Origin of the sequence: Nocardia sp. CDC160 (assembly GCF_035818795.1) — a bacterium.
In the GTDB taxonomy this organism is placed as follows: Bacteria; Actinomycetota; Actinomycetes; order Mycobacteriales; family Mycobacteriaceae; genus Nocardia.
Genome location: NZ_JAYKYT010000003.1, coordinates 1,216,072 through 1,242,678, shown reverse-complemented (window position 1 = coordinate 1,242,678; position 26,607 = coordinate 1,216,072). Strand labels below are relative to the sequence as shown.

General features: G+C 67.6%; 27 protein-coding genes and 1 pseudogene. 12 read left to right on the top strand and 16 right to left on the bottom strand.

The features are described 5' to 3' along the window. Window positions 1–2 precede the first annotated feature (2 nt). Window positions 3–1,514: an alpha/beta fold hydrolase gene (locus VMT40_RS20420; RefSeq protein ID WP_326360001.1), complete on the bottom strand. Its 1,512-nt coding sequence runs from the start codon at window positions 1,512–1,514 to the stop codon at window positions 3–5. Between the two features lie 190 nt (window positions 1,515–1,704). Here VMT40_RS20420 and VMT40_RS20415 point away from each other — a divergent pair, with 190 nt between their 5' ends. After that, complete coding sequence (locus VMT40_RS20415; protein WP_326360000.1) at window positions 1,705–2,868, top strand: alpha/beta hydrolase family protein; 1,164 nt, start codon at window positions 1,705–1,707, stop codon at window positions 2,866–2,868. A 50-nt stretch (window positions 2,869–2,918) separates the two neighbouring features. Further along, window positions 2,919–3,800 carry a 16S rRNA (adenine(1518)-N(6)/adenine(1519)-N(6))-dimethyltransferase RsmA gene (rsmA, locus tag VMT40_RS20410; RefSeq protein ID WP_326359999.1) on the top strand — a complete coding sequence of 294 codons (882 nt, stop codon included), beginning with the start codon at window positions 2,919–2,921 and terminating at the stop codon, window positions 3,798–3,800. 4 nt (window positions 3,801–3,804) lie between these two features. On the opposite strand, the gene VMT40_RS20405 is transcribed toward rsmA, so the two are convergent. The 3 genes from VMT40_RS20405 to VMT40_RS20395 form a co-directional block, all read right to left on the bottom strand. Then, window positions 3,805–3,993, bottom strand: a complete 189-nt coding sequence (locus VMT40_RS20405; RefSeq protein WP_326359998.1) for a hypothetical protein — start codon at window positions 3,991–3,993, stop codon at window positions 3,805–3,807. Next, window positions 3,990–4,547 carry a sigma factor gene (locus VMT40_RS20400; RefSeq protein ID WP_326359996.1) on the bottom strand — a complete coding sequence of 186 codons (558 nt, stop codon included), beginning with the start codon at window positions 4,545–4,547 and terminating at the stop codon, window positions 3,990–3,992. Before VMT40_RS20400 ends, VMT40_RS20405 begins: the two co-directional genes overlap by 4 nt. Before the next feature lie 172 nt (window positions 4,548–4,719). After that, a complete protein-coding gene (locus tag VMT40_RS20395) occupies window positions 4,720–5,667 on the bottom strand; it encodes a helix-turn-helix transcriptional regulator (RefSeq protein ID WP_326359995.1) in 948 nt (315 codons plus the stop codon). Window positions 5,668–5,879: 212 nt separating this feature from the next. On the opposite strand from VMT40_RS20395, the gene VMT40_RS20390 reads away from it, so the two are divergent. Beyond that, window positions 5,880–6,467 carry a hypothetical protein gene (locus VMT40_RS20390; RefSeq protein WP_326360283.1) on the top strand — a complete coding sequence of 196 codons (588 nt, stop codon included), beginning with the start codon at window positions 5,880–5,882 and terminating at the stop codon, window positions 6,465–6,467. A 51-nt stretch (window positions 6,468–6,518) separates the two neighbouring features. Here the strand turns inward: VMT40_RS20390 and VMT40_RS20385 are convergent. Continuing rightward, window positions 6,519–7,127: pseudogene (locus VMT40_RS20385) on the bottom strand (TetR/AcrR family transcriptional regulator); the annotation flags it as partial. Between the two features lie 148 nt (window positions 7,128–7,275). Between VMT40_RS20385 and VMT40_RS20380 the strand changes: the two are divergent. Then, window positions 7,276–7,653: a hypothetical protein gene (locus VMT40_RS20380; protein WP_326359993.1), complete on the top strand. Its 378-nt coding sequence runs from the start codon at window positions 7,276–7,278 to the stop codon at window positions 7,651–7,653. Between the two features lie 5 nt (window positions 7,654–7,658). Here the strand turns inward: VMT40_RS20380 and VMT40_RS20375 are convergent, their stop codons facing one another. From VMT40_RS20375 to VMT40_RS20360, 4 genes are all read right to left on the bottom strand, one after another. Then, complete coding sequence (locus tag VMT40_RS20375; protein WP_326359992.1) at window positions 7,659–8,159, bottom strand: LpqN/LpqT family lipoprotein; 501 nt, start codon at window positions 8,157–8,159, stop codon at window positions 7,659–7,661. Between the two features lie 116 nt (window positions 8,160–8,275). Then, window positions 8,276–10,537, bottom strand: a complete 2,262-nt coding sequence (locus VMT40_RS20370; protein WP_326359991.1) for a heavy metal translocating P-type ATPase — start codon at window positions 10,535–10,537, stop codon at window positions 8,276–8,278. Beyond that, window positions 10,534–11,424, bottom strand: a complete 891-nt coding sequence (locus tag VMT40_RS20365) for a hypothetical protein (protein ID WP_326359990.1) — start codon at window positions 11,422–11,424, stop codon at window positions 10,534–10,536. The genes VMT40_RS20370 and VMT40_RS20365 overlap by 4 nt, the downstream gene beginning before the upstream one ends. Continuing rightward, on the bottom strand, window positions 11,421–11,627 hold the full coding sequence (locus VMT40_RS20360; RefSeq protein WP_326359988.1) for a heavy-metal-associated domain-containing protein: 207 nt from the start codon (window positions 11,625–11,627) through the stop codon (window positions 11,421–11,423). The genes VMT40_RS20365 and VMT40_RS20360 overlap by 4 nt, the downstream gene beginning before the upstream one ends. Window positions 11,628–11,749: 122 nt before the next feature. On the opposite strand from VMT40_RS20360, the gene VMT40_RS20355 reads away from it, so the two are divergent. Next, a complete protein-coding gene (locus tag VMT40_RS20355; RefSeq protein ID WP_326359987.1) occupies window positions 11,750–12,673 on the top strand; it encodes a 4-(cytidine 5'-diphospho)-2-C-methyl-D-erythritol kinase in 924 nt (307 codons plus the stop codon). A gap of 125 nt (window positions 12,674–12,798) precedes the next feature. Next, complete coding sequence (locus tag VMT40_RS20350; RefSeq protein WP_326360274.1) at window positions 12,799–14,592, top strand: ABC-F family ATP-binding cassette domain-containing protein; 1,794 nt, start codon at window positions 12,799–12,801, stop codon at window positions 14,590–14,592. A 7-nt stretch (window positions 14,593–14,599) separates the two neighbouring features. Here VMT40_RS20350 and VMT40_RS20345 read toward each other — a convergent pair whose 3' ends face one another. Both VMT40_RS20345 and VMT40_RS20340 read right to left on the bottom strand, forming a co-directional pair. Beyond that, the gene (locus VMT40_RS20345) at window positions 14,600–15,475 is read right to left on the bottom strand and encodes an Abi-alpha family protein (RefSeq protein WP_326359985.1); all 876 of its coding nucleotides are present in this window, start codon (window positions 15,473–15,475) and stop codon (window positions 14,600–14,602) included. Then, the gene (locus VMT40_RS20340) at window positions 15,466–16,743 is read right to left on the bottom strand and encodes a hypothetical protein (RefSeq protein ID WP_326359984.1); all 1,278 of its coding nucleotides are present in this window, start codon (window positions 16,741–16,743) and stop codon (window positions 15,466–15,468) included. The genes VMT40_RS20345 and VMT40_RS20340 overlap by 10 nt, the downstream gene beginning before the upstream one ends. Window positions 16,744–17,137: 394 nt before the next feature. Here VMT40_RS20340 and VMT40_RS20335 point away from each other — a divergent pair, with 394 nt between their 5' ends. After that, window positions 17,138–18,019 carry a DUF4393 domain-containing protein gene (locus VMT40_RS20335; RefSeq protein ID WP_326359982.1) on the top strand — a complete coding sequence of 294 codons (882 nt, stop codon included), beginning with the start codon at window positions 17,138–17,140 and terminating at the stop codon, window positions 18,017–18,019. 133 nt (window positions 18,020–18,152) lie between these two features. Beyond that, a complete protein-coding gene (locus VMT40_RS20330; RefSeq protein WP_326306251.1) occupies window positions 18,153–18,677 on the top strand; it encodes a nuclear transport factor 2 family protein in 525 nt (174 codons plus the stop codon). 33 nt (window positions 18,678–18,710) lie between these two features. On the opposite strand, the gene pth is transcribed toward VMT40_RS20330, so the two are convergent. Both pth and VMT40_RS20320 read right to left on the bottom strand, forming a co-directional pair. Beyond that, window positions 18,711–19,292, bottom strand: a complete 582-nt coding sequence (gene pth, locus VMT40_RS20325; RefSeq protein ID WP_326359980.1) for an aminoacyl-tRNA hydrolase — start codon at window positions 19,290–19,292, stop codon at window positions 18,711–18,713. 45 nt (window positions 19,293–19,337) lie between these two features. Then, window positions 19,338–19,943: a 50S ribosomal protein L25/general stress protein Ctc gene (locus VMT40_RS20320; RefSeq protein ID WP_326359978.1), complete on the bottom strand. Its 606-nt coding sequence runs from the start codon at window positions 19,941–19,943 to the stop codon at window positions 19,338–19,340. A gap of 351 nt (window positions 19,944–20,294) precedes the next feature. On the opposite strand from VMT40_RS20320, the gene VMT40_RS20315 reads away from it, so the two are divergent. Both VMT40_RS20315 and VMT40_RS20310 read left to right on the top strand, forming a co-directional pair. Beyond that, on the top strand, window positions 20,295–20,771 hold the full coding sequence (locus VMT40_RS20315) for a hypothetical protein (protein ID WP_326359976.1): 477 nt from the start codon (window positions 20,295–20,297) through the stop codon (window positions 20,769–20,771). Between the two features lie 158 nt (window positions 20,772–20,929). Beyond that, the gene (locus VMT40_RS20310; RefSeq protein ID WP_326359974.1) at window positions 20,930–21,238 is read left to right on the top strand and encodes a hypothetical protein; all 309 of its coding nucleotides are present in this window, start codon (window positions 20,930–20,932) and stop codon (window positions 21,236–21,238) included. A 57-nt stretch (window positions 21,239–21,295) separates the two neighbouring features. On the opposite strand, the gene VMT40_RS20305 is transcribed toward VMT40_RS20310, so the two are convergent. Continuing rightward, window positions 21,296–21,958: a lysophospholipid acyltransferase family protein gene (locus VMT40_RS20305; RefSeq protein WP_326359972.1), complete on the bottom strand. Its 663-nt coding sequence runs from the start codon at window positions 21,956–21,958 to the stop codon at window positions 21,296–21,298. Between the two features lie 94 nt (window positions 21,959–22,052). Here VMT40_RS20305 and VMT40_RS20300 point away from each other — a divergent pair, with 94 nt between their 5' ends. Both VMT40_RS20300 and VMT40_RS20295 read left to right on the top strand, forming a co-directional pair. Then, window positions 22,053–22,616: a TetR/AcrR family transcriptional regulator gene (locus VMT40_RS20300; protein ID WP_326359970.1), complete on the top strand. Its 564-nt coding sequence runs from the start codon at window positions 22,053–22,055 to the stop codon at window positions 22,614–22,616. Between the two features lie 78 nt (window positions 22,617–22,694). Then, complete coding sequence (locus tag VMT40_RS20295; RefSeq protein WP_326359968.1) at window positions 22,695–24,320, top strand: peptide chain release factor 3; 1,626 nt, start codon at window positions 22,695–22,697, stop codon at window positions 24,318–24,320. Between the two features lie 8 nt (window positions 24,321–24,328). On the opposite strand, the gene VMT40_RS20290 is transcribed toward VMT40_RS20295, so the two are convergent. Both VMT40_RS20290 and VMT40_RS20285 read right to left on the bottom strand, forming a co-directional pair. Then, entirely contained in the window at window positions 24,329–24,901 is a 573-nt protein-coding gene (locus VMT40_RS20290; protein ID WP_326359967.1) for a Uma2 family endonuclease, read from the bottom strand. A gap of 48 nt (window positions 24,902–24,949) precedes the next feature. Then, window positions 24,950–26,596 carry a fatty acyl-AMP ligase gene (locus tag VMT40_RS20285; protein WP_326359966.1) on the bottom strand — a complete coding sequence of 549 codons (1,647 nt, stop codon included), beginning with the start codon at window positions 26,594–26,596 and terminating at the stop codon, window positions 24,950–24,952. Window positions 26,597–26,607: the final 11 nt, after the last annotated feature.

The following is a 26,607-nucleotide window of genomic DNA, read 5'->3' as shown; positions in this document are numbered from 1 at the left end:
AATTACTGAGGGAACCAGGAGAAGTCGGGTTCGCAGGTGACGTCCTGCGTGGGCCGCGCACCGGTGTCGAGGTAGGTGTTCACGATGCCGATCAGGCACGGGCTCAGCCCCGGCCGGAAGGCGCCGTGAACCCTGGTGTCCGCCAGGGTGACCAGTCGTGAGTCGGTCAGATCCCGGTGCAGCGCAAGCCCTTCCTGGTAGGCGGTGCGGGTGTCGTGGACGTTCGCCAGCATGAGCACCGGTGTGGCGTTGTGGATCTCGGCGGGCGGCTCCACCGGGTCGGGCCAGAACGCGCAGGCGGTGATGTTGTTGGCGAACGCGCCGAACACCGGCTGGGTCTTGCGCGCGGCATCGACATTGGCGTAGTACCAGGCGGGATCGCGCGGCGCGGCCTTGTCGCCGCACATGATCGCGGCCATGCTCGCGGCGTCCAGCGGCACCGCGGCGACGATCTTGGCCTTGAGCGCGGCCATATCGATGGGCCCGCCGGAAACCCCGACGTCGACCATGTGGACCACGTCGGCGAGATTGGTGTTCAGCTGCGGATTCGGCAGCAGGGCCAGCAGCATCATGGGGATGGTGTGCTCGTCGACAAGATAACCGCTGCCGTAGATTTCGTGCCCGGCGGAGCGGCGGATGAGGTCCTCGACGAAGCCGCGCACCTGCTCGGCGGTCGCGCCGAAGTGGTACTCGTCGTCGTGGCGGGCGGCCCAGGCCGCCCAGTCGTCGAGCGCGTACTCGTTGATCGGTCCCATGTCCTGGTACAGGCCGACGTAGTAGCGGTCCGGATCGATGGGGCTGTCCAGGATGACGCGGTCGGCGTGGTCGCCGAACATCTGCGTGTAGACCGAGCCCAGATAGGTGCCGTAGGACGCGCCGTAATAGTTGAGCTTCGCCTCGCCGAAAACGCTTCGGATGACATCCATATCGCGCGCGGTATTGCGAGTCGTGATGTGCCGGGCCTTCTCCGGGTCGGTGCCCACGCACGCGGTGGCCAGCGCCGCGGCCACCGCGGTGTCGCGCGCATAGCCGAAGATGTCGAATCCGGCCGAGAACAGCATGGTGGGCACGGGAATCGTGCAATTGACCGCGTCCGAACGGCCCACGCCGCGCGGGTCCATGCCGATCAGGTCGTACTGGGCGCGCACATCCGGGGTGAACATCTGGGCGATGGCATTGGTGTAGCGCAGGCCTTGCCCGCCCGGGCCGCCCGGATTGGACAGCAGGATGCCGCGGCGGCGGCTCGGGTCGGTGGCGGCAATGCGGGAGATGGCGACGGTCAGGGTGCGGCCGTTCGGATTGTCGTAGTCGAGCGGCACCAGCACGCCCGCGCACTGCGCGCCCGCGGCGTCGAGGGTGGCGTCGTCGCAGGGCTTCCAGTCCAGGCTCTGGTGATAGAACCGGTCCAACTCCGGAGCGGGATCCGCGCTCGTGGGCCCCGCGGGCAGCGCGACCGCGGCGGCGGTCAGCAGCGTCGCTCCCAGGACGAGCCGTCGAATCCGCTGGGCCGCCATGCGATCTCCTCCTCGGTCGGGGTTCCCGAGGGGCGACGCTACCGGCACCGCGCGTGAAAATTCGTGCGAGCTGGCGGATTTGGTCGGCGACGCGCGGATCCGCCACGCCCGACGGGGGCCTAGCAAATATCTGGCGATTCCAAGTCGATAGACTTGCCGACCATCGAAGGCCGCCGTCGCTGGAGGAACCATGCGGATCGTAGGAGCGTTTGGACTGACCGTCGCGACGGTGGCGGCCGGTGTGCTGCTGAGCGTTCCGGGCCCGGCAACCGCCGAGCCCGCGGGGGCCTTGATCACCGAAACCGCTCAGCCGGACGGGTGGCACAACCTGTGGGGCGGATCCTCGGTGACGTACTGGACCACCCGGTCCAATGGGGAGCCGGTCCAGGCCAGCGGCGCGCTGTTCATGCCGTCCGGTCAACCGCCCGCGGGCGGCTGGCCGATCATGGCCTGGGATCACGGCACCACCGGACTCGGTCCCGGCTGCGGCTGCCAGTCCGACCCGGAGCGCGAGGTGTTGCCGTACCGACGCCGCGAAGAGGACGCGGTCATGCGGTTGTTCCTCTCGAAGGGCTTCGCCGTGGTCGCCCCGGACTATCTGGGGCTGGGCGAGTTCGACACCGGGCCGCATCCCTATCTCGAGTTGCGTACCGAGGCCGGTGCGACGATCGATCTGGTCAAGGCCGTACGCAGCGCCCGACCGGAACTGTCGCGCACCTGGGCGGTGAGCGGACCCTCGCAGGGCGGTCACGCCGCCTTGGGCACCTCCAGTTATCAGGCCCGGCTCGCACCCGATTTGGACTTCCGCGGCACCATCGCCATCGACCCGGCCTCGGACGTGGAGAAGGTGCTGCCCATTGCCGGTCCCTGGGTTCCGGCGCTGCCCGGCCCCTCGGGGCAGGACACCGACGCCTTCTTCGTCTCCATCCTCATCGGCATGCGCGCGGCCCGGCCCGACGCGCAGGTCGACAGCTATCTCACCGACTACGGGCGGCAGCTGCTCGACAGCGTCCGGTACGACTGCCTCGGCGAGCTCACCGACAAGATGAAGGGCGTGGTCCCCGGGGCGATCCTGTCCCGCCCGCTCTCGGAGGGTCCGTTCTCGGCGGTGCTGCGCGACTACATGACCGTGGCGACCAGCGGGTACACCGCGCCGATCCTCTTGCTGCTCAATACGACCGACACCACCGTCCCGTCGCCGCTGCACGCCGCCCTGGCCGCGCAGTTCGCCGCCAATGGCGTGGACTTCAGCACCGTGCTCGGCACCGGCGACCACACCGAGCTCAACCCCGCCATGTGGGCCGCCATCGACGCCTTCACCGATCGCATCCTCGCGGTGCCGACCGTATCCTGAGCAGCCACCCCGACCGTGTCCTGAGCACGCGGGTTGATAGGTTTTCCAGAATGTCCGAACCCGAATCCGCCGGTCGAGGTAAAGCCGCCCTGCTGGGCCCCGCCGAAGTGCGCGAGCTGGCCGAGCGCTTCGGCATTCGCCCGACCAAGCAGCTCGGACAGAACTTCGTCCACGACGCCAACACCATGCGCCGCATTGTCGCCACCGCGGGTGTGGGCCGCGACGACACGGTGCTCGAGGTCGGACCGGGACTCGGGTCGCTGACCCTGGCCCTGCTCGATGTGGTCGACCGCGTGATCGCCGTGGAGATCGATCCGAGCCTGGCGCGGCACCTGCCCGAGACCGTCGGCGTGCGCGCGCCCGAACTGGCCGATCGGCTCACCGTCGTCCCCATGGATGCCATGAAGGTCACGCACGCGGACCTGCCCGCCGAGCCGACCGCGCTGGTGGCCAACCTGCCCTACAACGTGGCCGTCCCGGTGCTGCTCAACCTGTTGGCCGAATTCCCCAGCATCCGAACGACTCTCGTCATGGTGCAGCTGGAGGTGGCCGACCGGCTGTCCGCGACGCCCGGCGGCCGCATCTACGGGGTCCCGAGCGTGAAGGCGGGCTTCTTCGGCACCGTCCGGCGCGCGGGAACCGTTGGCCGCCAGATCTTCTGGCCGGTGCCGCAGGTGGAATCCGGTCTGGTCCGCATCGACCGGTTCACCGAAGCGCCTTGGCCGCAGGACGATTCGTTCCGCCGCCGCGTCTACGACGTGGTCGACGCCGCGTTCGCGCAGCGCCGCAAGACACTGCGTGCGGCGCTGGCGGGGTGGGCGGGCTCGGCCGCGGAAGCCGAGAAGCGCCTCGTGGCAGCCGGAATCGATCCGACCGCGCGCGGCGAGACCCTCGATACCGCGGCCTTCGTTCGCTTGGCGAGCGTGGACTGATTCGCTATCCCGGTGCCGCCATTCCGGATTGCTCGATGAGATGCAGCAGTCGATCGAGGGCGGCCAGCGAGGAATGCGGATCGCGGGTACGTAGATCGGGTTGTTGGGGTAGCCAGGCCAGATACGCGCCTTCGGTTTGGGACCAGCGGACTCGGATGCGCGAGAGCGGGAATCGATTGCGGGTCAGGGTCATCGCGAGTCCTTTCTCTGGGTGCCATCGCGTTTCTGGGTGCCCTTGCGGGTGGCGATCATCGCCTGGGTGACCTCGCCGATATCGACGCCGAGTTCGGCGGCGATCTCCGAGGCGGTCGGCATGCGCGAGAGGCGGCGTTCCAGCGCGTCGATGGTCGGATCGAGCCGCCGCGCGATCCGCTCCAGGCGCTGCGGAACCCGTTTCGACCAGTCCCGGCCGTGTAGGTAGCGGCGGGTCTGGCCCATGATGGCCGGTACCGCGAAGCAGAGGAACGTGCCGTCGCGGACGGGTTCGAAGCTGTCGACCGCGTCGATCAGGCCCAGGTACGCGACCCGGTACAGATCGTCGTAGTTCTCCCCGCGCCCGCAGTAGCAGCGGGCGATGTGCCGGGCCAGCGGCGAACAGCGACGCAGAATGTCCGCACGGAGGCGGGCGCGTTCGTCGCCGTCCGATTTCAGCCCCGCCAGCACCTTCAGTTCGGTGTCGATCGCGTCGTAGAGATCGGGGCGCGCGCGGCGTTCCGGATCAGGTGCGGTGGTGGTGAGGTCGTTCATGAGGAACCTCTCGCGGTACCTCTCGACGGGGCAAATGCTCGTGGTATGAACCGCCCGTTCGCTCTCGGGTACCGATACCAGTCCAGCGTGCCAGGCCGGTCCCGGGGGTGTCAGTACGGAAAGCGAAGCCGACGTTCCGGTTTCGGTACCCGAAGCGAATGCACGGACATACTCACCCGTTGAGCGTCGTGCTGGGCGCTTGTCCGTACGCGCGGCGGTACTCGATGGCGAAGCGGCCGGGGTGGGCGAAGCCCCAGCGCTGGGCGATCGAGGTGACCGTGTGCCCGTCCGCCGGGGAGGCCGCCCGCAGTTCCTCGTGGGCGGCGTGCAGGCGCAGTCGTCTCAGGTAGGCCGTCGGGGTGGTATTGAGGTGGCGGCGGAAGGCGAGCTGCACCGAGCGCGTGGTCACGAAGCAGGCCGCAGCGATGTCGGCGACCGAAATGTCCTGGTGTATATGGGTTTCGATATAGGCGATGGCACGGCGGGCCGTTTCGCCGTGCGCGTCGCAGCGGTCGGCGGCGGTCGGGTCGGTCTGCGCGTTGGTGGGCATGGTGTCGAGGACGATAGCGGCCAGATAGTCGGCGGCGGTGGTGGCGACCAGGCTGTTGGGTGTGACGTCCGGGTCGGCGGCGAGTTGATCCAGATGCGCCAGGGCCCGCGCCAGGCGTTTCGCGGCCGCGGTGTTCACGGGTCGATGCCCGGTGAATTCGATCTTCGCGTGCTCGCGGGCCGGGTCGCCGACTCGGTCCAGCAGTTCGGGATCGAACAGGGCGAGGCGGTATCGGGAGGATCGAATCATCCCTTGGTAGGGCAGATCCGGCGGTGTCAGCAACCCGACGTCGCCGGGCAGAAAGACATCGACGCCGGTGTCGCGGTAGGTCTCCTCGATCGCGCCGGTTTCCACCGCGCACAGGCACACCTTTTCCAGCGGGTCGGCGTCGTAGCGCATGGAAAATCCGAGATTCAGCCGGTCCATGTTCACCACGCCGAGCGTGTTGCGGCGGATGCGGGTGGACACGTCGCTTTCGCTGTCGTTGCCGATGGACATCTTCGTATAGACGCGATTGAGGAACTCCTCGGTCACGCCCAGGTCATCGCTGTCGAATATCAGGCTTCGCATGGATTCACCCCACTTCACGTCGTCGTTTCCTTGTCGCACTGCTTTGACGTATACCCAATTTGCGACCGAGTTTTCTTGGCGCGGTTAACTACCGACCGGATGGTTTTGTGTTAGCAATAGCTCTGCAATCGCTCTGAATGTATGTCCCCAATTCACGGATTTGTCGGGTCCTCATGGGGCCTGCGCATCCACACCGAATGAGAGGCGTGCACATGCAGTTCAGGAAATTTGCCGCGACCGCGATGCTGGCCATCGCCGCCACCGTCGTCGCGACAGCCACCGCCCACGGCGAAGCCGAACAGCCGTTGGTGGTGGGTGGCCAGGACCACGGTCTGGCCTACACCTCCACGCTGGCCGACGATCACCTCGGCGTGGTCACGCACTTGAACGAGGGCAGGTTCGCCTTCTCACCGGAGCGCGCGGTGGTCACCGTCTCCGCGCCCGACGGCACCGTGGTCGAGGAGATCCCCACCGAGTACACGCTCGCGGGCCAGCCCGTCAGCCTGCGCGTCGAGGTCGCCGAGGACGGCACCACCATGACCGCCTGGCCGACCCAGGACCACGCCGCGATCTCCACCGGCGACTACAACACCGGCGTCCGCGATGTCGCCCAGACGGCCCTCAAGGACATCGGCGTCCTCGGCTGCATCGCCGGTGGCGCGGTCGGCGTCGCCCTCTTCGGCGCCATCGGCACCGTGATCGGCCTGATCGCCCTCATCATCGGCGCGATCCCCGGCCTCTTCATCGGCATGGTGGCCGGAGCCGTAATCGGCTGCGTCGTAGGCTTCTTCGTCATCTGACGCCGCCCCACCCGAGGCCGCCGCGAACTCCCCGCGGCGGCCTCGGCCGTCGGTCAAGTAGCCGCTCAGCAGGGCCACCGTCTCGTCCTCGAGCTGTTGGGCGGGAACAGGATTCGTCGCCGTCATGAGGCGGTGGACCAGTGACTCGACGGTGGCTACCACCACGCGGGCGCTCAGTGCGTGGTCCGGGACCGAGACTTGGGGATGGTGTGCGAGCAGGTGCGTCACCATTGCGACCGCGAACTGTTCGGACTCGTGGAGGCGGGCGAGGAGGGCAGGGGCGCGCGGTGCCTCTTCGAAGAGGACGCGATGCAGGCGAGGGTTGTCCTGGTGGTTGTCGATGGTGGCTTTGATGATCAGCCGAAGGCAATCGTCCAGGGCCGGAGGCAAACCCGAGGACAGGCGTTCCTGATACAGGGCTGTTCCCGCGTCGAGGTGCTCGTCCATCAGTGCTCGCAGGATCGCGTCCTTGTTCGGGAAGTAGCGGTACAAAGAGCCGATCGAGATGCCCGCGCGCTCGGCAATGCGGTTGGTCGTGCCTGCGCCGTAGCCGAATTCGCCGAAAACCTGAGCAGCCGCGTCGAGGATCCAGCGGCGGGTGTCGGTGGATCGCTCTTGTTTGGGCTGTCTACGTGGTCGAAAGCGATCGGTGGGAGCCATGGCGGCCTCCTGGCGAATGCGAGTAGTCGGCTCGCTCATCCTTTCACAGAATTAGGTGACCCTAATTGCTCGAGGATGGGGAAATGTTGTGCGCACCATTGAGATTCATACGGACCTACCGGCTGACGCGCCGCGGGTATGGGCGGCGATGCAGTCACCGGCGACCTTTGTCTACGTCTGTCGCGGGTTGATCGGGATACCGGCGCTGCGCGGACGGGTCGAACCGTTCCAGGTCGGAGATCGCGGGACCGCGTGGCTGTTCGCCTTCCATGTCTTTCCGGCCTATCGCCACACCATCGAGGTCGTCGATGTCGACGAGTCCACCATGACGATCCGGACCCATGAGTACGGTGGCGTGATCAATTCGTGGGACCACACGCTGCACGTGGAAGCCTTGTCGCCCAGTCGGTCCCGCTACACCGACACGGTGGAGATCGATGCCGGTCGTTTCACCCCACTGGTCGCACTGCTGGCGAACGGCATCTACCGCTACCGGCACCGTCGTTGGCACAAGCTGGTCGGATGAGGCGGTCAGGCGGTGATGGAGAGGCCTTCGAGGAGGGTGGTGGGGGCGGTGCCGTCGCTGTCGGTGCGGGTGGTGATGGTGAGTTGGACGAGGTATTGGGCGGTGGGGGAGTCGACGATGATGTAGCGGTTGTAGGCCCAGAGGGTGAGGGGGTCGACGGTGTAGGTGCCCGTGATGCCTGCGGAGGGGTGGCCGTCGAAGTCTTCGGTGTCGGTTTCGAGGTCTTGCCAACCCGGGAGTTGGCGGGCGTCGGCGAAGGCGTGGGTGAGGAGTTCTCGGGCGTCGACCTTCGGGGTGAAGGTGGCCACGAGGAGGACGGCGTTGTCGGCCCAGCCGTTGACCGGGGGCTGGGTCCAGACGCCGTAGGAGCCGGGGAACATGCCCGCGGGAACCTGTTGCCAGCCTTCGGGGATGCCCACGGTGACCTTCGGCGCGCCGGGGGCCGAGGCGTCGACCGGGGTGGCCTGGATCTGGGCGTTGGCCAGGTATTCGGCGATCGTCGTCAACGTGGCTCCTGGGGAAGGGGGCGGAGGGTCAGCCGTCATTCAACACGATGGGTAAACGAGAAAGGGCCGCCCGGTCGTGTCGATCCGGGCGGCCCTACGCCGTGATGCGGTGTCGCTCATCCTTTGAAGCCGCGCAGGCGCAGGCTGTTGCTGACCACGAAGACGCTGGACAGCGCCATGGCGGCACCGGCGAGCATGGGGTTCAGGAGTCCGGCGGCGGCCAGGGGGATGGCCGCCACGTTGTAGCCGAAGGCCCAGAACAGGTTGCCCTTGATGGTGCGCAGTGTCGCGCGGGACAGCTTGATCGAGGTCGGCACGGCACGCAGGTCGTCGCGGACCAGGGTGATGTCGGCGGCCTGGATGGCCACGTCGGTGCCGGTGCCCATGGCCAGACCCAGATCGGCCTGGGCCAGGGCGGCGGCGTCGTTGACACCGTCGCCGACCATGGCGACGACCTTGCCCTCGTCCTGCAACTTCTTGACCACGTCCAGCTTGTCGCTGGGCAGCACCTCGGCGATGACCTCCTCGATGCCGACCTGATCCGCCACGGTGCGGGCGGTAGCGGCGTTGTCGCCGGTCAGCAGCACGGGGGTGAGGCCGAGGGCCTTCATCTCCGAGATCGCCTGGGCACTGGTGGTTTTCACCGCGTCCGCGATGACCAGCACCCCGCGCGCCCGGCCGTCCCAGGCCACCACGATGGCCGTCTTGCCCGCCTGCTCGGCACGAGTCTTGGCCTCCGCCAACGACTCCGGCAGCCGGATCGACCAATCCTCCAGCAGCTCGGTGCGTCCGATGACGACCGCCCGCTCACCGACCAGACCCTGCACGCCCTTGCCGCCGTGGCTGACGAACTGCTCCACCTGCTCGGTGTCGAGTCCGCGCTCGGCCGCACCGAGAACCACGGCCTTGGCGACCGGGTGTTCGGACCCGTGCTCGACCGCCGCCGCGACCGACAGCAGCTCGTCGACCTGAACGCCCGCGGCCGGAATCGCCTCGGCCAGCGTCATCTTGCCGGTGGTGACCGTGCCGGTCTTGTCCAGCACGACGGTGTCGATGCGCCGGGTCGACTCCAGCACCTGCGGGCCCTTGATCAGGATCCCCAGCTGCGCGCCGCGACCGGTACCCACCAGCAGCGCCGTGGGCGTGGCCAGGCCGAGCGCGCACGGGCAGGCGATGATCAGCACCGCCACGGCCGCGCCGAAGGCGGTCGCCACCGCCGCGCCGGTGCCGAGCCAGAAGCCCAGCGCCGCCACCGCGATCGCGATGACGATCGGAACGAACACGCCCGCAACCCGATCCGCGAGCCGCTGCACCGGAGCCTTGCCGTTCTGCGCCTCCTCGACCAGCGAAGCCATCTGCGCCAGTTGGGTATCCGCACCGACCCGGGTGGCGCGCACGGTCAGCAGCCCGCCCGCGTTCACGGTCGCGCCGACGACCGAATCGCCCGCCCCGACCTCGACCGGGACGGACTCACCGGTCAGCATGCTCATATCGAGCGCCGAATTGCCGCTCACCACAATGCCGTCGGTGGCGACCTTCTCACCGGGACGGACCAGGAACTCCTCACCGACCCGCAGATCGGCGGTGGGGATCCGGGTTTCGACGCCGCCCCGCAGCACCGACACCTCCTTCGCGCCCAGTTCCAGCAGCGCGCGCAGGGCCGATCCGGCCTTCTCCTTGGAGCGCACCTCGAAGTACCTGCCCGCCAGAATCGCCGTCACCAGGGTGGCCGCGACCTCGAAGTACAGCGCCGAGGACGAATCACCGCGCTCGATGGCGAAACTGAACGGGTGCTTCATGCCCGGCATTCCGGCATTGCCCCAGAACAGCGCGTACACCGACCAGCCGAACGCGGCCAGCGTGCCCAGCGAGATCAGCGTGTCCATGGTCGCCGCGCCGTGCTTGGCGTTCACCCACGCGGCCCGGTGGAACTGCGCGGCGCTCCACACCACGATGGGCGCGGTCAATGTCAGCGAAAGCCACTGCCAGTTGGTGAACTGGAACACCGGGAACATGCCCATGGCGACCACGGGCACGGCCAGGGCGAGCGTCACCAATAGCTTGTGCCGCAACAGATCCGCGGCCGACGGCCCCGAATCACCCTCCGCCACCTCGGTTTTCACCGGTTCGCTGTGGTGCACGGTGGCCGTGTAGCCGGTGTCGACCACTTTGGCGATCAACTCGTCCGGCGTCACCGACTCCGGGAAACTGACCTTCGCCTTCTCGGTGGCGTAGTTGACCGACGCGGTCACGCCGTCGATCCGATTGAGCTTCTTCTCGATTCGCGACGCGCAGGAGGCGCAGGTCATCCCACCGATATCGAGTTCGATCGAACGCTCGGGTGCCAGATTGTCTCCGAAGCTGACCGGGGCGCTCATGAGTGACCTCCTCCGTGGTGGGCGGGCGCGTCCGAATCGGATGCGGCGGTGAGTGCTTGGTCGGTGAACTCCGCGGTGTGCACCGCGCCGCCGTGCTGGAAGTCCAGATACAGGCGGTAGTCGCCGCCGCTCGGCGCTTGCGCGGCGAAGACGACCTCGGGGCCGGGTGCGGTCTTGCCGACCTCGCCCTCGGGATGAACGTGCAGGTAGGCCAGATCCGTTGCCCGCAGTGCCACCAGGTGAGCGTACGCGCCGAGGTAGGGCTGCAGGTCGGTCACGGGCTTGCCGTCCCGGGTGACGGTGAATGTGAGTTCGCTACCCGCGGTATTCAGATCGCCGGTGAGAGTGACACGGTAGCCGTCGACCTCGGCGGTCTTGGACGCCGACGGCAGGGGCTTGTCCGACACATTGCCCGCGACCACGAAGGTGCGGCTCAGGACCAGCTCGCCGGAACCGTCGGCGGGGGAGAAGTCGGCGAACACCCGGTAGCTGCCGGGCTCGGCCCAGTTCCAGTCGATGGACCAGGTGCCGTCGGCGGCCCGGGTGGGATGCACGTGCCGGTACTGGCTCGTGTCGTCGCGGACCACGATCAGGTGCAGGTCCTTCTCGTGCAAGTCGTTGTATCGGGTGACGGTGCCCTGTGGTCCGGTGATCCGGAACCGCAGTGCGCCTTGCTGATTCGGGACGGTGGGTGCGGTGATGTCGCCGAGGGTGTAACCGGATTCGGTGTCGCGCAACCCGGTCGCGGCGGCGCGGTGTTCGCTGTGGTCGGCCGCGGCCGGGGCCGCGCCGGACCGGTCCCCGACCAGGGCACCGATACCGAGCGCGGCTCCGAACAAGACGACCAGTCCGCCACCGAAGGCGGCGAACCGCAGTCGGTCGTTCACACCGCCACCTCGTAGCCCGCTTCGTCGACGGCCGCGATCACATCGGCATCGGCCAGCGGGCCGGCCGAGGTGACCTTGACCAGGCCGCTGGCGAGATCCACATCCACGGAGGTGACGCCGTCGATCTTGCCGATCTCCTTCTGCACCGAACCGACGCAGTGGCCGCAGGTCATGCCGGTGACGGTGTAGGTGCTGGTGGCCATGGCGGTCTCCTTAGTTCGTTGAACCATACGGTGTGGGGGTATCCCCGACATCCGGAAACATACCCCCCATGGGTACCTCGCGCAAGTACTCGAACGGGAAATCCGTCGACTAGGCTGTGCCCGTGCTCTCAGTTGTGCCCAGCCCCGTCGTGGTGCGCGCGCCAGCCAAGGTGAACCTGCACCTCGGGGTCGGCGATCTGCGCGAGGACGGCTACCACGACCTCACCACGGTGTTCCAGGCGTTGTCGCTCAGCGACGACGTCCAGCTCGCGCCGTCCTCGGCCCTGCGCGTGAAGGTCACCGGCGAGGGCGCCGACGAGGTACCCACCGACCGCGGCAATCTGGTCTGGCAGGCCGCCGTGAAGCTGGCCGACCTGGGTGGACGCGCGCCGCTGGTGGAAATCGCCATCAGCAAGGGCATTCCGGTGGCGGGTGGCATGGCGGGCGGCAGCGCCGACGCGGCCGCGGCGCTCATCGGGCTCAACGACCTGTGGGAACTCGGCCTCGGCCGGACCGAATTGTCCGAAATCGCAGCGGAACTCGGCAGCGACGTCCCCTTTTCCCTGCACGGCGGCACCGCCCTGGGCCGGGGGCGCGGCGAGAAGCTGCTTCCGGTGCTGTCCCGCAATACCTTTCACTGGGTGCTGGCACTGGCCAAGGACGGCCTGTCGACCCCGGCGGTCTTCCGCGAACTCGACCGACTGCGCGAGCTGGGTCAACCGCCCCGACTCGGCAGCCCCGAGGAGCTGCTGCAGGCCCTGGCCTCGGGCGAGGCCAAGCAACTCGCTCCGCTGCTCGGCAACGACCTGCAGGCCGCGGCGCTCTCGCTCAAACCCGAACTGCGCCGCACCCTGCGCGCGGGCGTCACCGCCGGAGCACTCGCGGGCATCGTCTCCGGATCGGGTCCGACCTGCGCCTTCCTCTGCGAGGACGAGGAATCCGCGGTCACCGTCGCCGCCGAACTCGCGGGCGCGGGGGTATGCCGCAGCGTGCGGACCGCCCACGGCCCGGTGCCCGGCGCGCGTCGAATCGTAAGCGACAGCTGATCTGGTAGCGGTGGGGGTAACTCGTCGGGTACGGGCTAAGTCTCGCCGTACGCGACCGCCGGTCCGCGACGCGGAGTGAGTAGGCTCCTACGGTTCGGCAAATGGCGCGGAGAGGCGGGCAGTTCATGGCCAACCTGATCAATCTGGAAGCTGTCTCCAAGAGCTTCGGCATCAAGCCGCTGCTCGACAATGTGTCCCTCGGGGTGCAGGAGGGGGAGCGGATCGGTGTCGTCGGTCTCAACGGTGGCGGTAAGACCACGCTGCTCGAAGTCCTGACCGGGATCGAGGACCCGGACTCCGGTCGCGTGAGCCGCCGCGGTGATCTGCGCATGGCCGTGGTCACCCAGCGCGGCGTGCTGCCCGAGGGCGCGACCGTCGGTGAAGTCGTGCTCGCGGGCCTGGCCGAGGATCAGCGCACCGACGGTGTGGCCGAGCACGAATGGGCCTCGAACCCGCGCATTCGTTCCGTGGTCGAGGGCATCGGCATCGCCGACCTCGGCATGGACACCCCCGTCGCCAATCTCTCCGGTGGTGAGCGCCGCCGCACCGCGCTGGCCGCCGCGCTGGTCCGCGATCTGGATCTGCTGGTGCTCGACGAGCCCACCAACCACCTCGATGTCGAGGGCGTGCAGTGGCTGGCCGAGCATCTGCTGAACCGCCGCAGCGCGCTCGTGGTCGTCACCCACGACCGCTGGTTCCTCGACACCGTCGCCACCCGCACCTGGGAAGTCCAGGGCGGCAAGGTCGAGACCTATGAGGGCGGCTACAACGACTGGATCTTCGCCCGCGCCGAGCGCTCCCGCCAGGCCGACGCCAGCGAGGCGCGCCGCCAGAACCTGGCCCGCAAGGAACTGGCCTGGCTGCGCCGCGGCGCACCGGCGCGCACCTCCAAGCCGAAGTACCGCATCGAGGCGGCCGAGGCGCTGATCGCCAATGTGCCGCCGCCGCGCGACACCGTCGAGCTGGCCTCCTTCGCGCGAAAGCGATTGGGCCGCGTGGTGATCGAGCTCGAGGACGCCACCCTGGCCACCCCCGACGGCCGCGAACTGGTGACCGATCTGACCTGGCGGCTCGCGCCCGGCGAGCGGGTCGGTCTGGTCGGCGTGAACGGCTCCGGCAAGACGACTCTCCTACGCGCGCTCGCGGGCGACGTGGAATTGCGGTCCGGCAAGCGAATTCAAGGTCAGACCGTCAAGATCGGCTGGCTGCGGCAGGAACTCGACGACCTGCCGCTGAACATGCGTGTGCTGGAGGCGGTCCAGGATGTCGCGCAGCGAATGATGCTGGGCGACAAGGAGATCTCCGCCGGTCAACTCGCCGAGCGCCTCGGCTTCAGCCCGGCCAAGCAGCGCACCCCCGTCGGCGACCTCTCCGGTGGTGAGCGCCGCCGCCTGCAGCTGACCCGAATCCTCATGGCCGAGCCCAATGTGCTGCTGCTCGACGAGCCCACCAACGACCTCGACATCGATACCCTGCAGCAGCTCGAGGACATGCTCGACGGCTGGGCGGGCACCATGGTCGTCATCTCCCACGACCGCTACCTGATCGAGCGCATCTGCGACACCACCTGGGCCCTGTTCGGCGACCGCAAACTCACCAACCTCCCCGGCGGCATCGACGAATACCTCCGCAAACGCGCCGCTCTCACCGCACCCCCGACCAAGGCCGCCGCACCCGCCGCGTCGAATACCACTGCCCCGGCGACGGATTCGGCCGCCTACCGCGCCGCCCGCAAGGAACTGGCCAAGCTGGAACGCACCCTGGAAAAGCTCACCGAGCGTGAGTCCAAGCTGCACGCCGCCCTCGCCGAGGCCGCCACCAACCCGGACAAGCTGGTCACCCTCGGAGCCGAACTCAAGCAGGTGCAGGCCGAGAAGGAAGCCACCGAGGAGCGCTGGCTGGAACTGGCGGACAGCTGACCCGTGGTCAGCCGTGCTGTTCGAGGTCGAGCGACGGCACCGGCAGACAGGTGCGGACGAAACCCGCGCCGAAGGAGCTCAATTCGATGGTGCGGTGCAGGATCTTGGTGCCGAAGGTGGCGCGCTTGAGCAGGCGGCGCACTTCGGGCTGGGCTTCGAGCAACTGGTAGCGGTTGGGGTTGCCGAGGGCTTCGCGCGTGATGTGGATGAGGCCGACCCGGTCGAGGTTGGCCAGGTACTCGCCGATCTGGTTCGGGTAGCGCAGTGCGGCGTCCTCGCCCAGCAGATTGAACGTGCCGCGGTAGGAGGTTCTTCCGGTGCGGACCTCCACCGCGGGCTGCGGCCCGTCCAGGTACAGGTGTCGCACGATGCGCGCCTCGTCCGGGGTGATCTCACCCAGGATGCGGGCGTAGGCGGTGTGGTGGTGGTCGACCTCGTCGGCGTGGAAATCGGCCGAGCGGCGGAGTAATTCGGCCCCGCGGGCGCGTAAGGCGGTGATCGGACTGGGCTCGACGGCCTCTTCGAGGGCCTCGGGCGCGGTGACACCCAGCGCCTGGCGCACCGAATGCCGCACCTGCGCACCGGCTTCGGAGAGGATCGCCCGCGGCGGCTGCCCGGCCATGCTGCCGCGCACCACCACCGAGGTCACCCCCAACGCGGTGTGCAGACCCCAGAAACTCGCCTCCACCGCCGCGGACACCGCCACCGCGACCACCCCGGCGGTCGCGCGCACCGGCCCGGCGGAGCCTCGACTCGCACTGTGGGACACCGGCACCGGCAGCCGCGCGGGTTCGCGAACAGCGATTTCGCCTTCGCGACCAGCGATTTCGCCCTCGACCCCGGCGGGATCGTCCGCGCTGCTGCCGGATTCGGTTATAGCCATGCGCTCGCCACTCCTGTTCCGAAGATCAGGAGATGAGCGTATCCGGCAATGAGCCCCAGCACACCGCCATGGACGAACAAAAGCCATTCGTCTTGTTTGATGGCCGATCGCAGCATGTCCACGAACTCCGGCGGCGGCAGCGCCGACATTTGTTTGGCGATGTACTCCTGCACCTGCTTGCCCTGGCGCACATTGAAGGCCGGGTCGGCGAAGGCGATGGGCGCGATGGTCATGGCCTCGGAGGTGAAAGAGTCCTGCAGCGAGTCGTATTCGCGACTGCCGAGGGCGAACTTGACCACCGAGCGCGCGGGCCCGAGCGCCCGATCGGCCGCGGGTTTGAGGGTGTCCTGCAGCATCTGCATGGTCCGATCCGCGCGCGGGCCGTTGAGCAGTTCGTCACCGATATTGGCCACGGTCATGATCTCGCTGGCCACCAGATCCGCGTAGCCCTCGGTGATCTCGTCCTGCCGCTTGATGAGCAGACCCTGCCGCCACGGGCACCACCACTTCGGATACGCCGGTTCGAAGATCAGATTGATGCCGATCCAGTTGACCACCCAGCCGATGATCACCCCGCCGATCGGCAGCACCACCAGCGACGACCACCCGGTCAGATGCAGAATGGCGACCAGCACCAGACCCATGGGCGCGCCGAAGTAGAAGCCGAAGTTCTGCATGAACCGCAGCTCCTTGGCCCCGAGCACCTGGAACACCGAGTTCAGCATCTGCGGGCGGGCCTGGAAGTAGCGGATCGTCATCGACTTCACGTCGAGCAGTTGATCGATGTTGTTGCCGAGTTCATCGGTCAGCTCGCGCAGAATGTCGGGCAGCTGCTCGCGCACCCGGGTGTGGATCATCTCCTTGACCCCGCCCGGCAGGTTGTACCAGAGCTGCGGATGCTCGCGTTTGAGGATGTCCTCGACAATGTCGCGGATCTGCAGGTCCGCGATTTCGACGAAATGTTCGGCCAGCTTGTCGGGCTCCAGCTCGCGATAGAAGTCGGCGACATTCCCGAGTTTCGCCAACCCCTTGTCCACCGCGATGCTGGCCATCTTGTCCGCGCGCGACGGCACGATCCCCTGCCAGCCGACGCGCCCGTCGTACTGCAGCAGCGGCAGCACCTGAATCCGCTTGGGCAGCAACGGAAACACCGCGGCCAGCCCCGGCAGTCGGAAGCCGTGGAACCGGATCGGTTTGAACAGCATGAGCACGCCGGTCCAGTTCGTGATGTAACCGATCACGCCCGTGAACAACGGGATGGTGATCAATTCCAAGAGGATTGTCGGATGTACCCCAAAGACACTCTCTAGCACGACACCCTCCTGCCGATCCCGCAACGCACCGCCGTCGGCGTTGACTACCCCATCGGCGATTCGGACCTTACTGGCTCTTTAGGAATCGAGTCCAGCCATGGAGTGTCTGAGTCGGAGATCTCGGTCACAGTGGATGGGCTCGATGTTCCTCTCTCTCGATGGGACCACGAGAATGGCCGGGACCACATCCATATGCCGCCCTGTGCGGGTTGTGTTGGGGGTCATGCGTGTCGCAGGGGCGCGCGGTGACTGGGGTAACCTTCGTCTGGCTTGCGGGTTCAACGTGCCCGAAGGTCCGTCGGGGGCAATAATCTTGTGGACGATTGGGTTCACCTGGCGATATTCGGAGATGGACGTGGCGGAAGACAGGATCCCGGGGCAGGACGTGGCCCGTCCGGGACCTCGTGCCGTGGAACGCAGTTCGGATGTGGAGAAGCGGCAGATCAGCAATGAGGCCCGCCTGATCCGCGGGGTCTTCCGGGCGGCGGGGTTGGCCGCGGGCACCGCGGTGCGGGGGACCGAGTGGGCGGTCGGCACCAGCTTCGAGATCACCAAACAGCTGACCCAGGCCGCGCTCGACGGCGAATCCTCGGCCGATATCGCGGAGCGCACGGGGGCGGCGCTGCGATCCATCGCCCGCAGCGCGCTCGGCGTCACCGAGGGCTCGGTGCGCGAGATCGTCAGCTACGTACCGACTCCCATGGGCGCGCCGCAGCAGGCCATCACCACCGGGCTCATGCGCTCGGCCACCACCGAGGAGCTGCGCCGCCGCGGTGACGCGCTGCTGGCGCGCTCGGCCGACGTCTACTTCACCGAGGACGTGCACCCGGCTTACGACCGCATCCTCGATCAGCTCGCGCCGGACGAGGCCCGCATCCTGCGCTTCATGGCCCTGCAGGGCCCGCAGCCCGCGGTGGACGTGCGCACCAACCGGCCGCTGGGCATCGGCTCCGAGCTGGTCGCGGGCGATCTGACCTCGGTGCCCGAGCAGTCCGGCGTCCGCTACCCCGACCGCGCGCGCCACTACCTGATCAACCTCAACCGCCTGGGCCTGACCATGACCTCGGAGGATCCGGTGGTGCTCTCGCGCTACATGGTGCTCGAGGTGCAGCCGGTGGTCGAGCAGGCGCTCAAGAAGGCCGGCCGCGTGCCCAAGATCGTTCGAAAGAGCCTGCGGCTGACCGAATTCGGCGAGGACTTCTGCAACACCTGCTTCACCATCAACGGGTAACCGGCGAACTTTCGGGTACTCCGGGTGCGTTCACCCTCGAGTCGTCATGCCTCTGTACCGGGCTGATAGCGATCCGGTACAGATCTGTGCCGATCTCTGAAGCTTTCCTACACCTGATGGGATTGTGGACGGTATGGATCCCGATGCGGTCGCGGCGATCAGCAGGCTCAAGTTCCGCTATCTGCGCGCCTTGGACACCAAGGCGTGGGACGAGTTCGCCGACACCATGATTCCCGAGGCCACCGCCACCTACAGCGAGTACCTCCAGTTCGAATCGCGCGACGCGTTCCTGGCCTTCATGCGCAACACCCTCGGCCCGCACGTCATCACCGAACACCGTTGCGACCACCCGGAAATCGACGTGGACGGCGACACCGCCACCGGCACCTGGTACCTGGCCGACACCGTCCTGATTCCGGGCCACAACATGCTGCTGCGCGGCGCGGCCTTCTACTCCGACCGCTACGTGCTCTGCGACGACGGCCGCTGGCGAATCGCCCACACCGGCTACGAACGCACCTACGAAGTGGTGTTGTCCCTCTCGGACCTACCCAGCCTGCGCCTGACCTCGAGCCGCTGGGGCCTCATCGCCCGCGACCCGGCCGACTCACCCCGCATCGAACCCAGCAGCCAGGACGGCACGGGCACGCTGGGGTGAACGCGTTTGAATGCGGCCGAATGCGCTTGCGCGTCAGTGCAGCTGATTCTGCGCGGTTTCCAGACCCACGCGCAGCAGGAGCTCGACCGCGTCCGCGGCCTGCTCGACGATCACCGGAACTTCTTTGCGCTCCGGCGCGGAGAAGGGTTTCAGGACGAAATCGGCGGGGTCCTGGCGGCCCGGCGGGCGGCCGATGCCGAAGCGGACGCGCAGATAGTCCTTGGTGGTGAGGGCCTGCGAAATCGACCGCAGCCCATTGTGTCCGCCCTCGCCGCCGCCGCGCTTGAGCCGCACGGCACCGAACGGGAGGTCGAGTTCGTCGTGGACGACGATCACCTCGGTGGCGGGGACGGAGAAGAATTTCGCCAGTGCGGCGATGGGCCGCCCGGACAGGTTCATGTAGGTGCGCGGCTTGGCCAGCAGCACCTTGCGCCCGTCCAGGCGAGCCTCGAGCAGATCCGCGCCGGACTTCTTGTGCACGGTGAAACGGCCGCCGACGCGCTCCGCGAGCACATCGGCGACCATGAAACCGACATTGTGCCGGGTGCGCTCGTATTCGGATCCGGGGTTACCCAGACCGACCACCAGCGCGGGCCCGGCCGTCATCTCTGTCATGGAGAGATTGCCTCGGTTGTCGAGAACCGTTGCCGTGGTGGGGAATTACTCCGCGGCGGCTTCCTCGGAAGCGGCCTCTTCGGTGGCCTCTTCCTCGGCGGCGGCGGCCGGGGCGGCGATGATGTTGACGATCAGGGTCTCGGTGTCGCCCGCCAGGGTGACACCCTTCGGCAGCGCGATCTGGCCCGCGAGGATCTGGGTACCGGCCTCGATGCCCTCGATGGAGACCTCGATGGACTCGGGGATGTGCAGCGCCTCGGCCTCGATGGAGAGGGTGGTGGTGTCCTGCTGGACCAGGGTGCCAGCGGCGGCCTCACCGACGAGGGCGACGTGCACGTCGGCGGTGACCTTCTCGCCACGACGCACGATCAGCAGGTCGGCGTGCTCGATGTAGCGGCGGATCGGGTGGACGACGACCGACTTGGTCAGCGCCAGCTGCTTCTTGCCGTTGATGTCCAGGTTCAGCACGGCGTTGGTGCCGTGCTCACGCAGGATGGCGGCGAAGGCCTGGGCGTTGACGGCCAGGTGCTGCGGCTCCTCGTTGTGGCCGTACAGCACGGCGGGAACATTGCCGTCGCGACGGGTACGGCGGGCAGCGCCCTTGCCGAACTCGGTGCGAACAGTGGCTTCGAGAAGGCTGGCGTCGGACATGTCTGTCTACTCCTACGGCTCGTCCGGGCTGTAATGTCAGCGGGTCGCCAGGCGACGGGGCCGCCCTGGCTGAGGTTGGTCTGCTCGTCGGCGAAGACCCACATGGACGGCCGAATAGGCCGAGCCGCGTCGATCACGGTGGGCAGCTGGGTGCCACACCCTCGCCGAGACAACCTGAAGACTCTAACATGCCGCCCGAAGGGCTCCGCGGCACCCCCCGGTTCGCGTTCCGCGGGCGCGCACTCCCAGAAATTACACAGGAATTATTCGCGGTCTTGTTCGAAAGATACTGACACACTAGCGTTCCGAACGATTCCCGAAACCCGCGGGAAAGTAAAAGGAACAGTATTTATGAACAACATTCGCCGGTTCGGCCTGAGCGCCGCGGGCATTGCCGCCATCTCCGCCACCGTCGCCCTCACCGCCCCGTTCGCCGCCGCGGACACCGCCAGCAATGGCATGACGGTGGTCGGCAGCAACTTCACGACCGGAAACGCGTACACCATCAACATTCTGACCGGTGTCACCGGCGTCACCGCGAATGTGTACGACACCGTCAATGGCAGCAATGCGCTCGTGGGCTCGGCCACCTCCACCGACACCGCGCAGGCCTCGGTCCAGTGGACCCCGACCACCGCCGGGTCGCACCACCTGTGGGTCGTGCTGACCGGTGGCTCGCAGTCGGTGCCGACCTCCGGCCCGGTCGACATCACCGTCGCCGACTCCTCGACCTCCACCACCGGAACCGGCAGCGCGAGCACCCTGTTCCCGCTGATCGCCAACCTGCTGGGCAGCCTGGCGGGCGGCAACGGCGCCAGCGTCGGCTGACGGATCGACGACGCGCGGCCGGTTGCCCGGATCCCCAAAGGGTTCGGCGCAACCGGCCGTTGCCGTTTCAGGGTCTTGAATCCTTCAGTCTGAAGCACTACCGTTTCGCATCATTCCCCGCCCCCAGGGAATGCCTTGCACCATAAGGACACTGCTTCATGAAGAGCATTCGCCGACTCGGCCTCAGCGCCGCGGGCATAGCCGCCATCTCCACCGCCGTCACCTTCGCCGCCCCGTTCGCCAGCGCGGACACCGTCTCGGGTAGCCCGCAGTTCGTCACCAACGCCAACGACTGCCCGCCGACCCCGACTCCGACGCCGACCCCCACTCCCACCCCGAAGCCCGGGGGGACCGGGACCGGTAGCTCGACCTCCGGGCTCACCTCCGTCATCGACGGCCTGCTGAAGGGCCTCGGCGGCGCGGGCGGCGGCGCTACCTCCAGCGGTACCGCCTCGAACGTCGGCTGAAAACCGACGGCCGGTTATTCGGATTCGCGCGGGATACCGAATAACCGGCCTTTCGGCTTACGCGGCCGTTTCCTTGAAAGTGGCCGCGTAGCAATCGACATAGGGACGACCCGAGCGACGCACGATATCGGCCATCAGGTCATCGGTGGCGCGACGCACCGCCTGTTGATCGGCGGGCGGGAAATAGCGGGGGTGTCCGAAGGAAATGCGCACCTTGGCCGGGCGCAGGAAACGCCGATTGCGCGGATTGACCCGATCGGTGCCGGACAGCACGACCGGAATCACCGGTGCGCCGGTCCGCATGGCCACTCGAATCACGCCGGTGCGTCCGCGATAGACCCGACCGTCGGGCGAGCGGGTGCCCTCGGGATGGATGCCCCAGACGCCACCCGACTCCAGAATCCGCACGGCCGCCGCCAGCGAATCGGATCCGGCGCTGCCGCCCGTGCGATCGACCGGGACCTGGCCCGTGGCATTCATGACGAAGCGATTGACGCGCCCCCGCATGCCGCCCTCGGTGAAGTACTCCTGCTTGGCCAGGAAGGTGACCTTGCGTCGCAGCACCAGGCACAGGTAGAGCGAATCCACCACGGCCAGATGATTGGCGGCGATGATCACCGGCCCCTCGGCCGGAACATGGTGCAGCCCTTCGACCTTCGGTCGGCCCAGCAGCCGCAGCACCGGCCCGACCAGCACTCGCTTGAGCAGCCAGTACCACATGAAACATCCCCTCCCGAGGGCCGCGTAGACACTGTCTACGTGTTTACCGCACCCCGGTAGACACTGTCTACCCCTGCCGGTGAGAATGTGAGGCATGACTTCGGTTGAGCCACTGCGGGAACGGTTGGTGACGGCGGGCGTCGCCATGCTCGAGGGCACCGGAGCCGCGCAATTGGGCCTGCGCGCGATCGCCCGCGAGGCGGGTGTCTCCCACGGCGCGCCGCGCCGGTACTTCCCCACCCACACCGCGCTGCTCGCCGCCATCGCCGCCGCCGGATATCGCGATCTGCGCGCCGAAATCGAAGCGGTGCAAGCGGATTCACCCCGCCGCCGAGTGGATCGTACCGGCCTGGCCTACGTGGAGTTCGCCGTCCGTCGCCCCGAGATGTTCACCCTCATGTTCCGCCATGACCTGCTCGAGGGCGCGGGCGAGAATCTGCGCGAGACGGTGACTTTGCCGCTGTTCCGGTATTGGCGCGAGTTGGTCGCCAGCGCTGTCCCCGATCCGACGGGCGAACGCGCCATGTGCCTGTGGACGAATCTGCACGGGCTCGCGGTGCTCGCCGCCAACCGCAGTCTCGAGGCGGTCGCGCCGGAGGCCGACCTGCGCGCGCTGGTCGTCCGATCCATCGCCCAGTACCTCGGGTCTCCCTCCTGACCTGGACCGGCCGGTCGGGCGACGGGGCCCGTCGCGTACCCTGGTCCGGTTGCCTCGTCCGCACAAAAGGAGTCCCCCGTGAGTTCCCCGACCGCCAGCGCGACCCCTGCTACCTCCGGGCGGCTGGCCGACGAGGCGGCGCGGCGGCGCACCTTCGCGGTGATCTCCCACCCGGACGCCGGTAAGTCGACGCTGACCGAAGCGCTGGCGCTGCACGCGAAGAAGATCTCCGAGGCCGGTGCCATTCACGGCAAGGCCGGACGCAAGTCCACCGTCTCCGACTGGATGGAGATGGAGAAGGCGCGCGGCATCTCGGTCAGCTCCACGGCGCTGCAGTTCGAATACGGCGACTGCGTCATCAATCTGGTGGACACCCCGGGTCACTCCGATTTCTCCGAGGACACCTACCGCGTGCTCACCGCGGTGGACGCCGCGGTCATGCTCATCGACGCCGCCAAGGGTCTGGAACCGCAGACGCTCAAGCTCTTTCAGGTCGCGCGCGATCGCGGCATCCCGGTCATCACCGTCATCAACAAGTGGGACCGGCCGGGTCAGGCGCCGCTGGAACTGCTCGACGAGATCGTCGAGCGCATCGGCCTGACCCCGACCCCGCTGTTCCTGCCGGTCGGCATCGCCGGTGACTTCCGCGGCCTGCTGCGCCGCGGCGCGGAGGGCGCGCCCGTCGAGTACATCCACTTCACCCGCACCGCGGGTGGCGCGACCATCGCCCCCGAGGAGCACTACACGCCCGAGCAGGCCGCCGAGCGCGAGGGCGAGGCGTGGTCCACCGCCGTCGAGGAGAGCGAACTGCTCTCGGCCGCCGGGCAGGACCACGATCAGGAGATGTTCCTGGCCGGGCAGACCTCGCCGGTCATCTACGCCTCCGCCATGCTGAATTTCGGTGTGCGCCAACTGCTCGACACCCTCGTCGAGCTCGCGCCGCCGCCGCGCGCCCGCAAGGACGTCAAGGGTGAACCGCGCGAGACCACCGCGCCGTTCAGCGCCGTCATCTTCAAGGTGCAGGCGGGCATGGACACCGCGCACCGCGACCGGCTGGCGTTCATGCGCATCGTCTCCGGCGAGTTCGAGCGCGGCATGGTGGTGACCCACGCCCAGACCGGGCGGCCCTTCGCCACCAAGTACGCGCTGACCGTGTTCGGCCGCGAGCGCACCACCGTCGACACCGCCTATCCGGGCGATGTGGTCGGTCTGGTGAACGCCACCGCCCTGGCCCCCGGCCACACCCTGTACGTGGACAAGAAGGTCGAGTTCCCGCCCATCCCGTCCTTCGCGCCCGAGCACTTCGCCACCCTGCGCGCCCAGAGCGCGGGCAAGTACAAGCAGTTCCGCAAGGCCATCGACCAGCTCGACTCCGAGGGCGTGGTGCAGGTGCTGCGCAATGACGCGCGCGGCGACCAGTCGCCGGTGCTGGCCGCGGTCGGCCCCATGCAGTTCGAAGTCGTCACCGCGCGAATGCAATCCGAGTTCAATGTCGAGACGCAGTTGGATCACCTGCCGTACCAGCTGGCCCGGCGCACCGACGCGGAATCGGCGGAGGAACTCAACCGTCAGCGCGGCGTCGAGGTCTTCACCCGCACCGACGGCGCGATCCTGGCCCTGTTCAGCGACAAGTGGCGACTGCAGTACATCGCCAAGGAAATGCCGAAGCTGACCCTCGAACTCCTGGTCGCCGGAACGGAATAGTCGCGGGTTCAGCGAGACAGCTTGCCGAGATCGATTTCGATCGGGAACGGGACACTCGAGGTGAGCTTGTTGCGGTGAATGCCGGTGGGGACGTATGTCTTTGTGACTTCATCCAGCTCATACGAGTGCACAACCGGCATCAGGTCCTCGTCCTCGATGCGCCAGAAATGGCGGATGCCTGCACCGGCGTACTTGAACGGCTTGATCTGACGATCGCGTTCTAGGGACTCGTCCGAGACGACCTCGACCACCAACGAGACTTGGTCTGCGAGAAAGCAGGTCCGTTCCGGGTCGTAGAGAACAGTGCCGACGATTACATCAGGCTCGGGTCGGCTTCTTCTGTCCAGCTTGACCGACATCCGTGTTCCGACGCTCTGTCCGGCGGGTGCCTGATCCTCCAATGCGGTGGCCAGGCGACGTATGACACTGCCGTGCCAGGATCGCTGCGGGGACACCATGAAAATCAGCGCTCCGTCGATCAGTTCGGTGTGGCGGGGCAGATCAGGAACTAGATCGAGGTCGTCCGCCTCCCAGCCGCTCGGCCTGGGCGGATACATCCACTCGGGCAGCGTGGCGTTCATCCGACGTCCTGTCTTCGTTGTTCGCGCTGATCGTCACCCGGGGTCAGTTTAGGTGAGGTGGGTAGCGGTGGCCGAGCGGCGCAGCTTTCCCGACGAGGTCTTGGGAAGCGCTCCTGGGCCCAGCACGGTGACGGAGCGGGGGCGTACTCCCACCTCCGAGAAGACCGCGTGGACGATGTCGTGTTCGATGCGGTGGACTTCTTCGGGGTTTTGGAAGTCGTTGGATTCGACTACGACGGCGAAGCTTTCGCGTTTCTGGCCCGCGTCTAGGCGGACCGCTACCGCGTTGCCGGGGCGAACGCCCTTGACGCGCAGGGCGGCTCGTTCGATATCGGTGGGGAAGATATTGCGGCCCGCCATGATGATGACGTCCTTGATGCGGCCGCAGACCACGACCAGGCCGTCCTCGGTGAAGTAGCCGATGTCGCCGGTGTCGAGCCAGCCGTCGGGGTCTTGGGCGGGGCGGAAGCCGTCGACGGTGACATAGCCGGAAGTGACCGCGGGGCCGCGCAATTCGATGACGCCGACACTGCGGACGGGCAGCGGCTGGCGTTCGGCGTCGACCACCCGGCCCTCGAGATTGTCGACCAGGTAGCCGAGGGTGGGCAGGCGGCGGACATTGCCGTGATGGTGTTCGGGATGGCGGACGGGGACCGCCTTGCCGAGGGCCTCGAGCAGGTCGGCGTCGACGACATCGAGAACCTGGCCCAGGCCCGGGTCGGGAATGCTCACCGCGAGCGTGGTTTCGGCCATGCCGTAGACGGGGGTCAGGGCCATCGGGTTGAGCCCGAAGCGTTTTCCCGCCTCGGCGAGAGCGTCCATGGTGTCGGCGTCGACGGGCTCCGCGCCGTTCCACATGTAGCGCACGCTGCTCAGGTCCACCGCGCCGTCGGCGGCGTTGCGCAAGCGGCGGGCCAGCAGGGAATAGGCGAAATTCGGTGCGGCGGTGACTGTTCCGCGATACTTCGAGATGAGTTCGGCCCACAGGATGGGTCGGGTCAGGAAGTCCAGCGGGGTCACGCAGACGACCTCCGCGCCGAATTGCATGGGGACACTGAGAAATCCGACCATGCCCATGTCATGGAACAGCGGCAGCCAACTGATCATCACGTCATCGTCGAGCTGGAACTTCACCCGATCGAACATGGCGTAGGCGTTGACGTAGAAGTTGCCGTGCGTGATCCGCACCGCCTTGGGTGAGCCGGTGGAGCCGGATGTCAACTGCTGCAGGGCGATATCTTCCTCGCCGGTCGGCACCGGATCGATCGGCGCGCCCGCCCGCATGGCGTCGATGGTGATGACCGCGATCCCGCGTTCGCGCAGCAGCGGTTCCGCGATCTCGAACGGCGCGCCCAGGATCACCGCTCGCGCCTCGATCATGCCCAGCACCGTTTCGGTGTCGCGCGTCCACACCGCGAGATCGGTGCGCGGTGTCGGCTGATGCAGCATGGTGATCGAGGCCCCGCGCATCCACACCCCCTGGCAGGCGGGCGCGATATCGACCGGCATGCCCGCCAGTACACCTACCGCGTCACCCGGTCCGATTCCGGCCGCGGCCAGACCACCCGCCATCCGCCGCGCGATCTCGTGAATCTCACCCCATCCCTGCCGCAGTGGCGCGTCCGGTTCCCCGGTCACCAGCCCCCGCCGGGAGACACGGGCGGTGGCATACATTTCCTCGGTGAAGCGGCTCACGGTGACTCCTC

Excerpts from the sequence above, each read along its gene's own strand:
- rsmA (WP_326359999.1), top strand. The coding sequence starts at position 2,919 with ATGTCCGAACCCGAATCCGCCGGTCGAGGTAAAGCCGCCCTGCTGGGC.
- VMT40_RS20400 (WP_326359996.1), bottom strand. The coding sequence starts at position 4,547 with ATGAACGACCTCACCACCACCGCACCTGATCCGGAACGCCGCGCGCGC.
- VMT40_RS20335 (WP_326359982.1), top strand. The coding sequence starts at position 17,138 with ATGGACGTGGCGGAAGACAGGATCCCGGGGCAGGACGTGGCCCGTCCG.
- VMT40_RS20360 (WP_326359988.1), bottom strand. The coding sequence starts at position 11,627 with ATGGCCACCAGCACCTACACCGTCACCGGCATGACCTGCGGCCACTGC.
- VMT40_RS20405 (WP_326359998.1), bottom strand. The coding sequence starts at position 3,993 with ATGACCCTGACCCGCAATCGATTCCCGCTCTCGCGCATCCGAGTCCGC.
- VMT40_RS20420 (WP_326360001.1), bottom strand. The coding sequence starts at position 1,514 with ATGGCGGCCCAGCGGATTCGACGGCTCGTCCTGGGAGCGACGCTGCTG.
- VMT40_RS20370 (WP_326359991.1), bottom strand. The coding sequence starts at position 10,537 with ATGAGCGCCCCGGTCAGCTTCGGAGACAATCTGGCACCCGAGCGTTCG.
- VMT40_RS20315 (WP_326359976.1), top strand. The coding sequence starts at position 20,295 with ATGAACAACATTCGCCGGTTCGGCCTGAGCGCCGCGGGCATTGCCGCC.
- VMT40_RS20415 (WP_326360000.1), top strand. The coding sequence starts at position 1,705 with ATGCGGATCGTAGGAGCGTTTGGACTGACCGTCGCGACGGTGGCGGCC.
- VMT40_RS20380 (WP_326359993.1), top strand. The coding sequence starts at position 7,276 with ATGCAGTCACCGGCGACCTTTGTCTACGTCTGTCGCGGGTTGATCGGG.
- VMT40_RS20290 (WP_326359967.1), bottom strand. The coding sequence starts at position 24,901 with ATGAACGCCACGCTGCCCGAGTGGATGTATCCGCCCAGGCCGAGCGGC.
- VMT40_RS20305 (WP_326359972.1), bottom strand. The coding sequence starts at position 21,958 with ATGTGGTACTGGCTGCTCAAGCGAGTGCTGGTCGGGCCGGTGCTGCGG.
- VMT40_RS20310 (WP_326359974.1), top strand. The coding sequence starts at position 20,930 with ATGAAGAGCATTCGCCGACTCGGCCTCAGCGCCGCGGGCATAGCCGCC.
- VMT40_RS20395 (WP_326359995.1), bottom strand. The coding sequence starts at position 5,667 with ATGCGAAGCCTGATATTCGACAGCGATGACCTGGGCGTGACCGAGGAG.
- VMT40_RS20345 (WP_326359985.1), bottom strand. The coding sequence starts at position 15,475 with ATGGCTATAACCGAATCCGGCAGCAGCGCGGACGATCCCGCCGGGGTC.
- VMT40_RS20390 (WP_326360283.1), top strand. The coding sequence starts at position 5,880 with ATGCAGTTCAGGAAATTTGCCGCGACCGCGATGCTGGCCATCGCCGCC.
- VMT40_RS20330 (WP_326306251.1), top strand. The coding sequence starts at position 18,153 with ATGGATCCCGATGCGGTCGCGGCGATCAGCAGGCTCAAGTTCCGCTAT.
- pth (WP_326359980.1), bottom strand. The coding sequence starts at position 19,292 with ATGACAGAGATGACGGCCGGGCCCGCGCTGGTGGTCGGTCTGGGTAAC.
- VMT40_RS20350 (WP_326360274.1), top strand. The coding sequence starts at position 12,799 with ATGGCCAACCTGATCAATCTGGAAGCTGTCTCCAAGAGCTTCGGCATC.
- VMT40_RS20320 (WP_326359978.1), bottom strand. The coding sequence starts at position 19,943 with ATGTCCGACGCCAGCCTTCTCGAAGCCACTGTTCGCACCGAGTTCGGC.
- VMT40_RS20300 (WP_326359970.1), top strand. The coding sequence starts at position 22,053 with ATGACTTCGGTTGAGCCACTGCGGGAACGGTTGGTGACGGCGGGCGTC.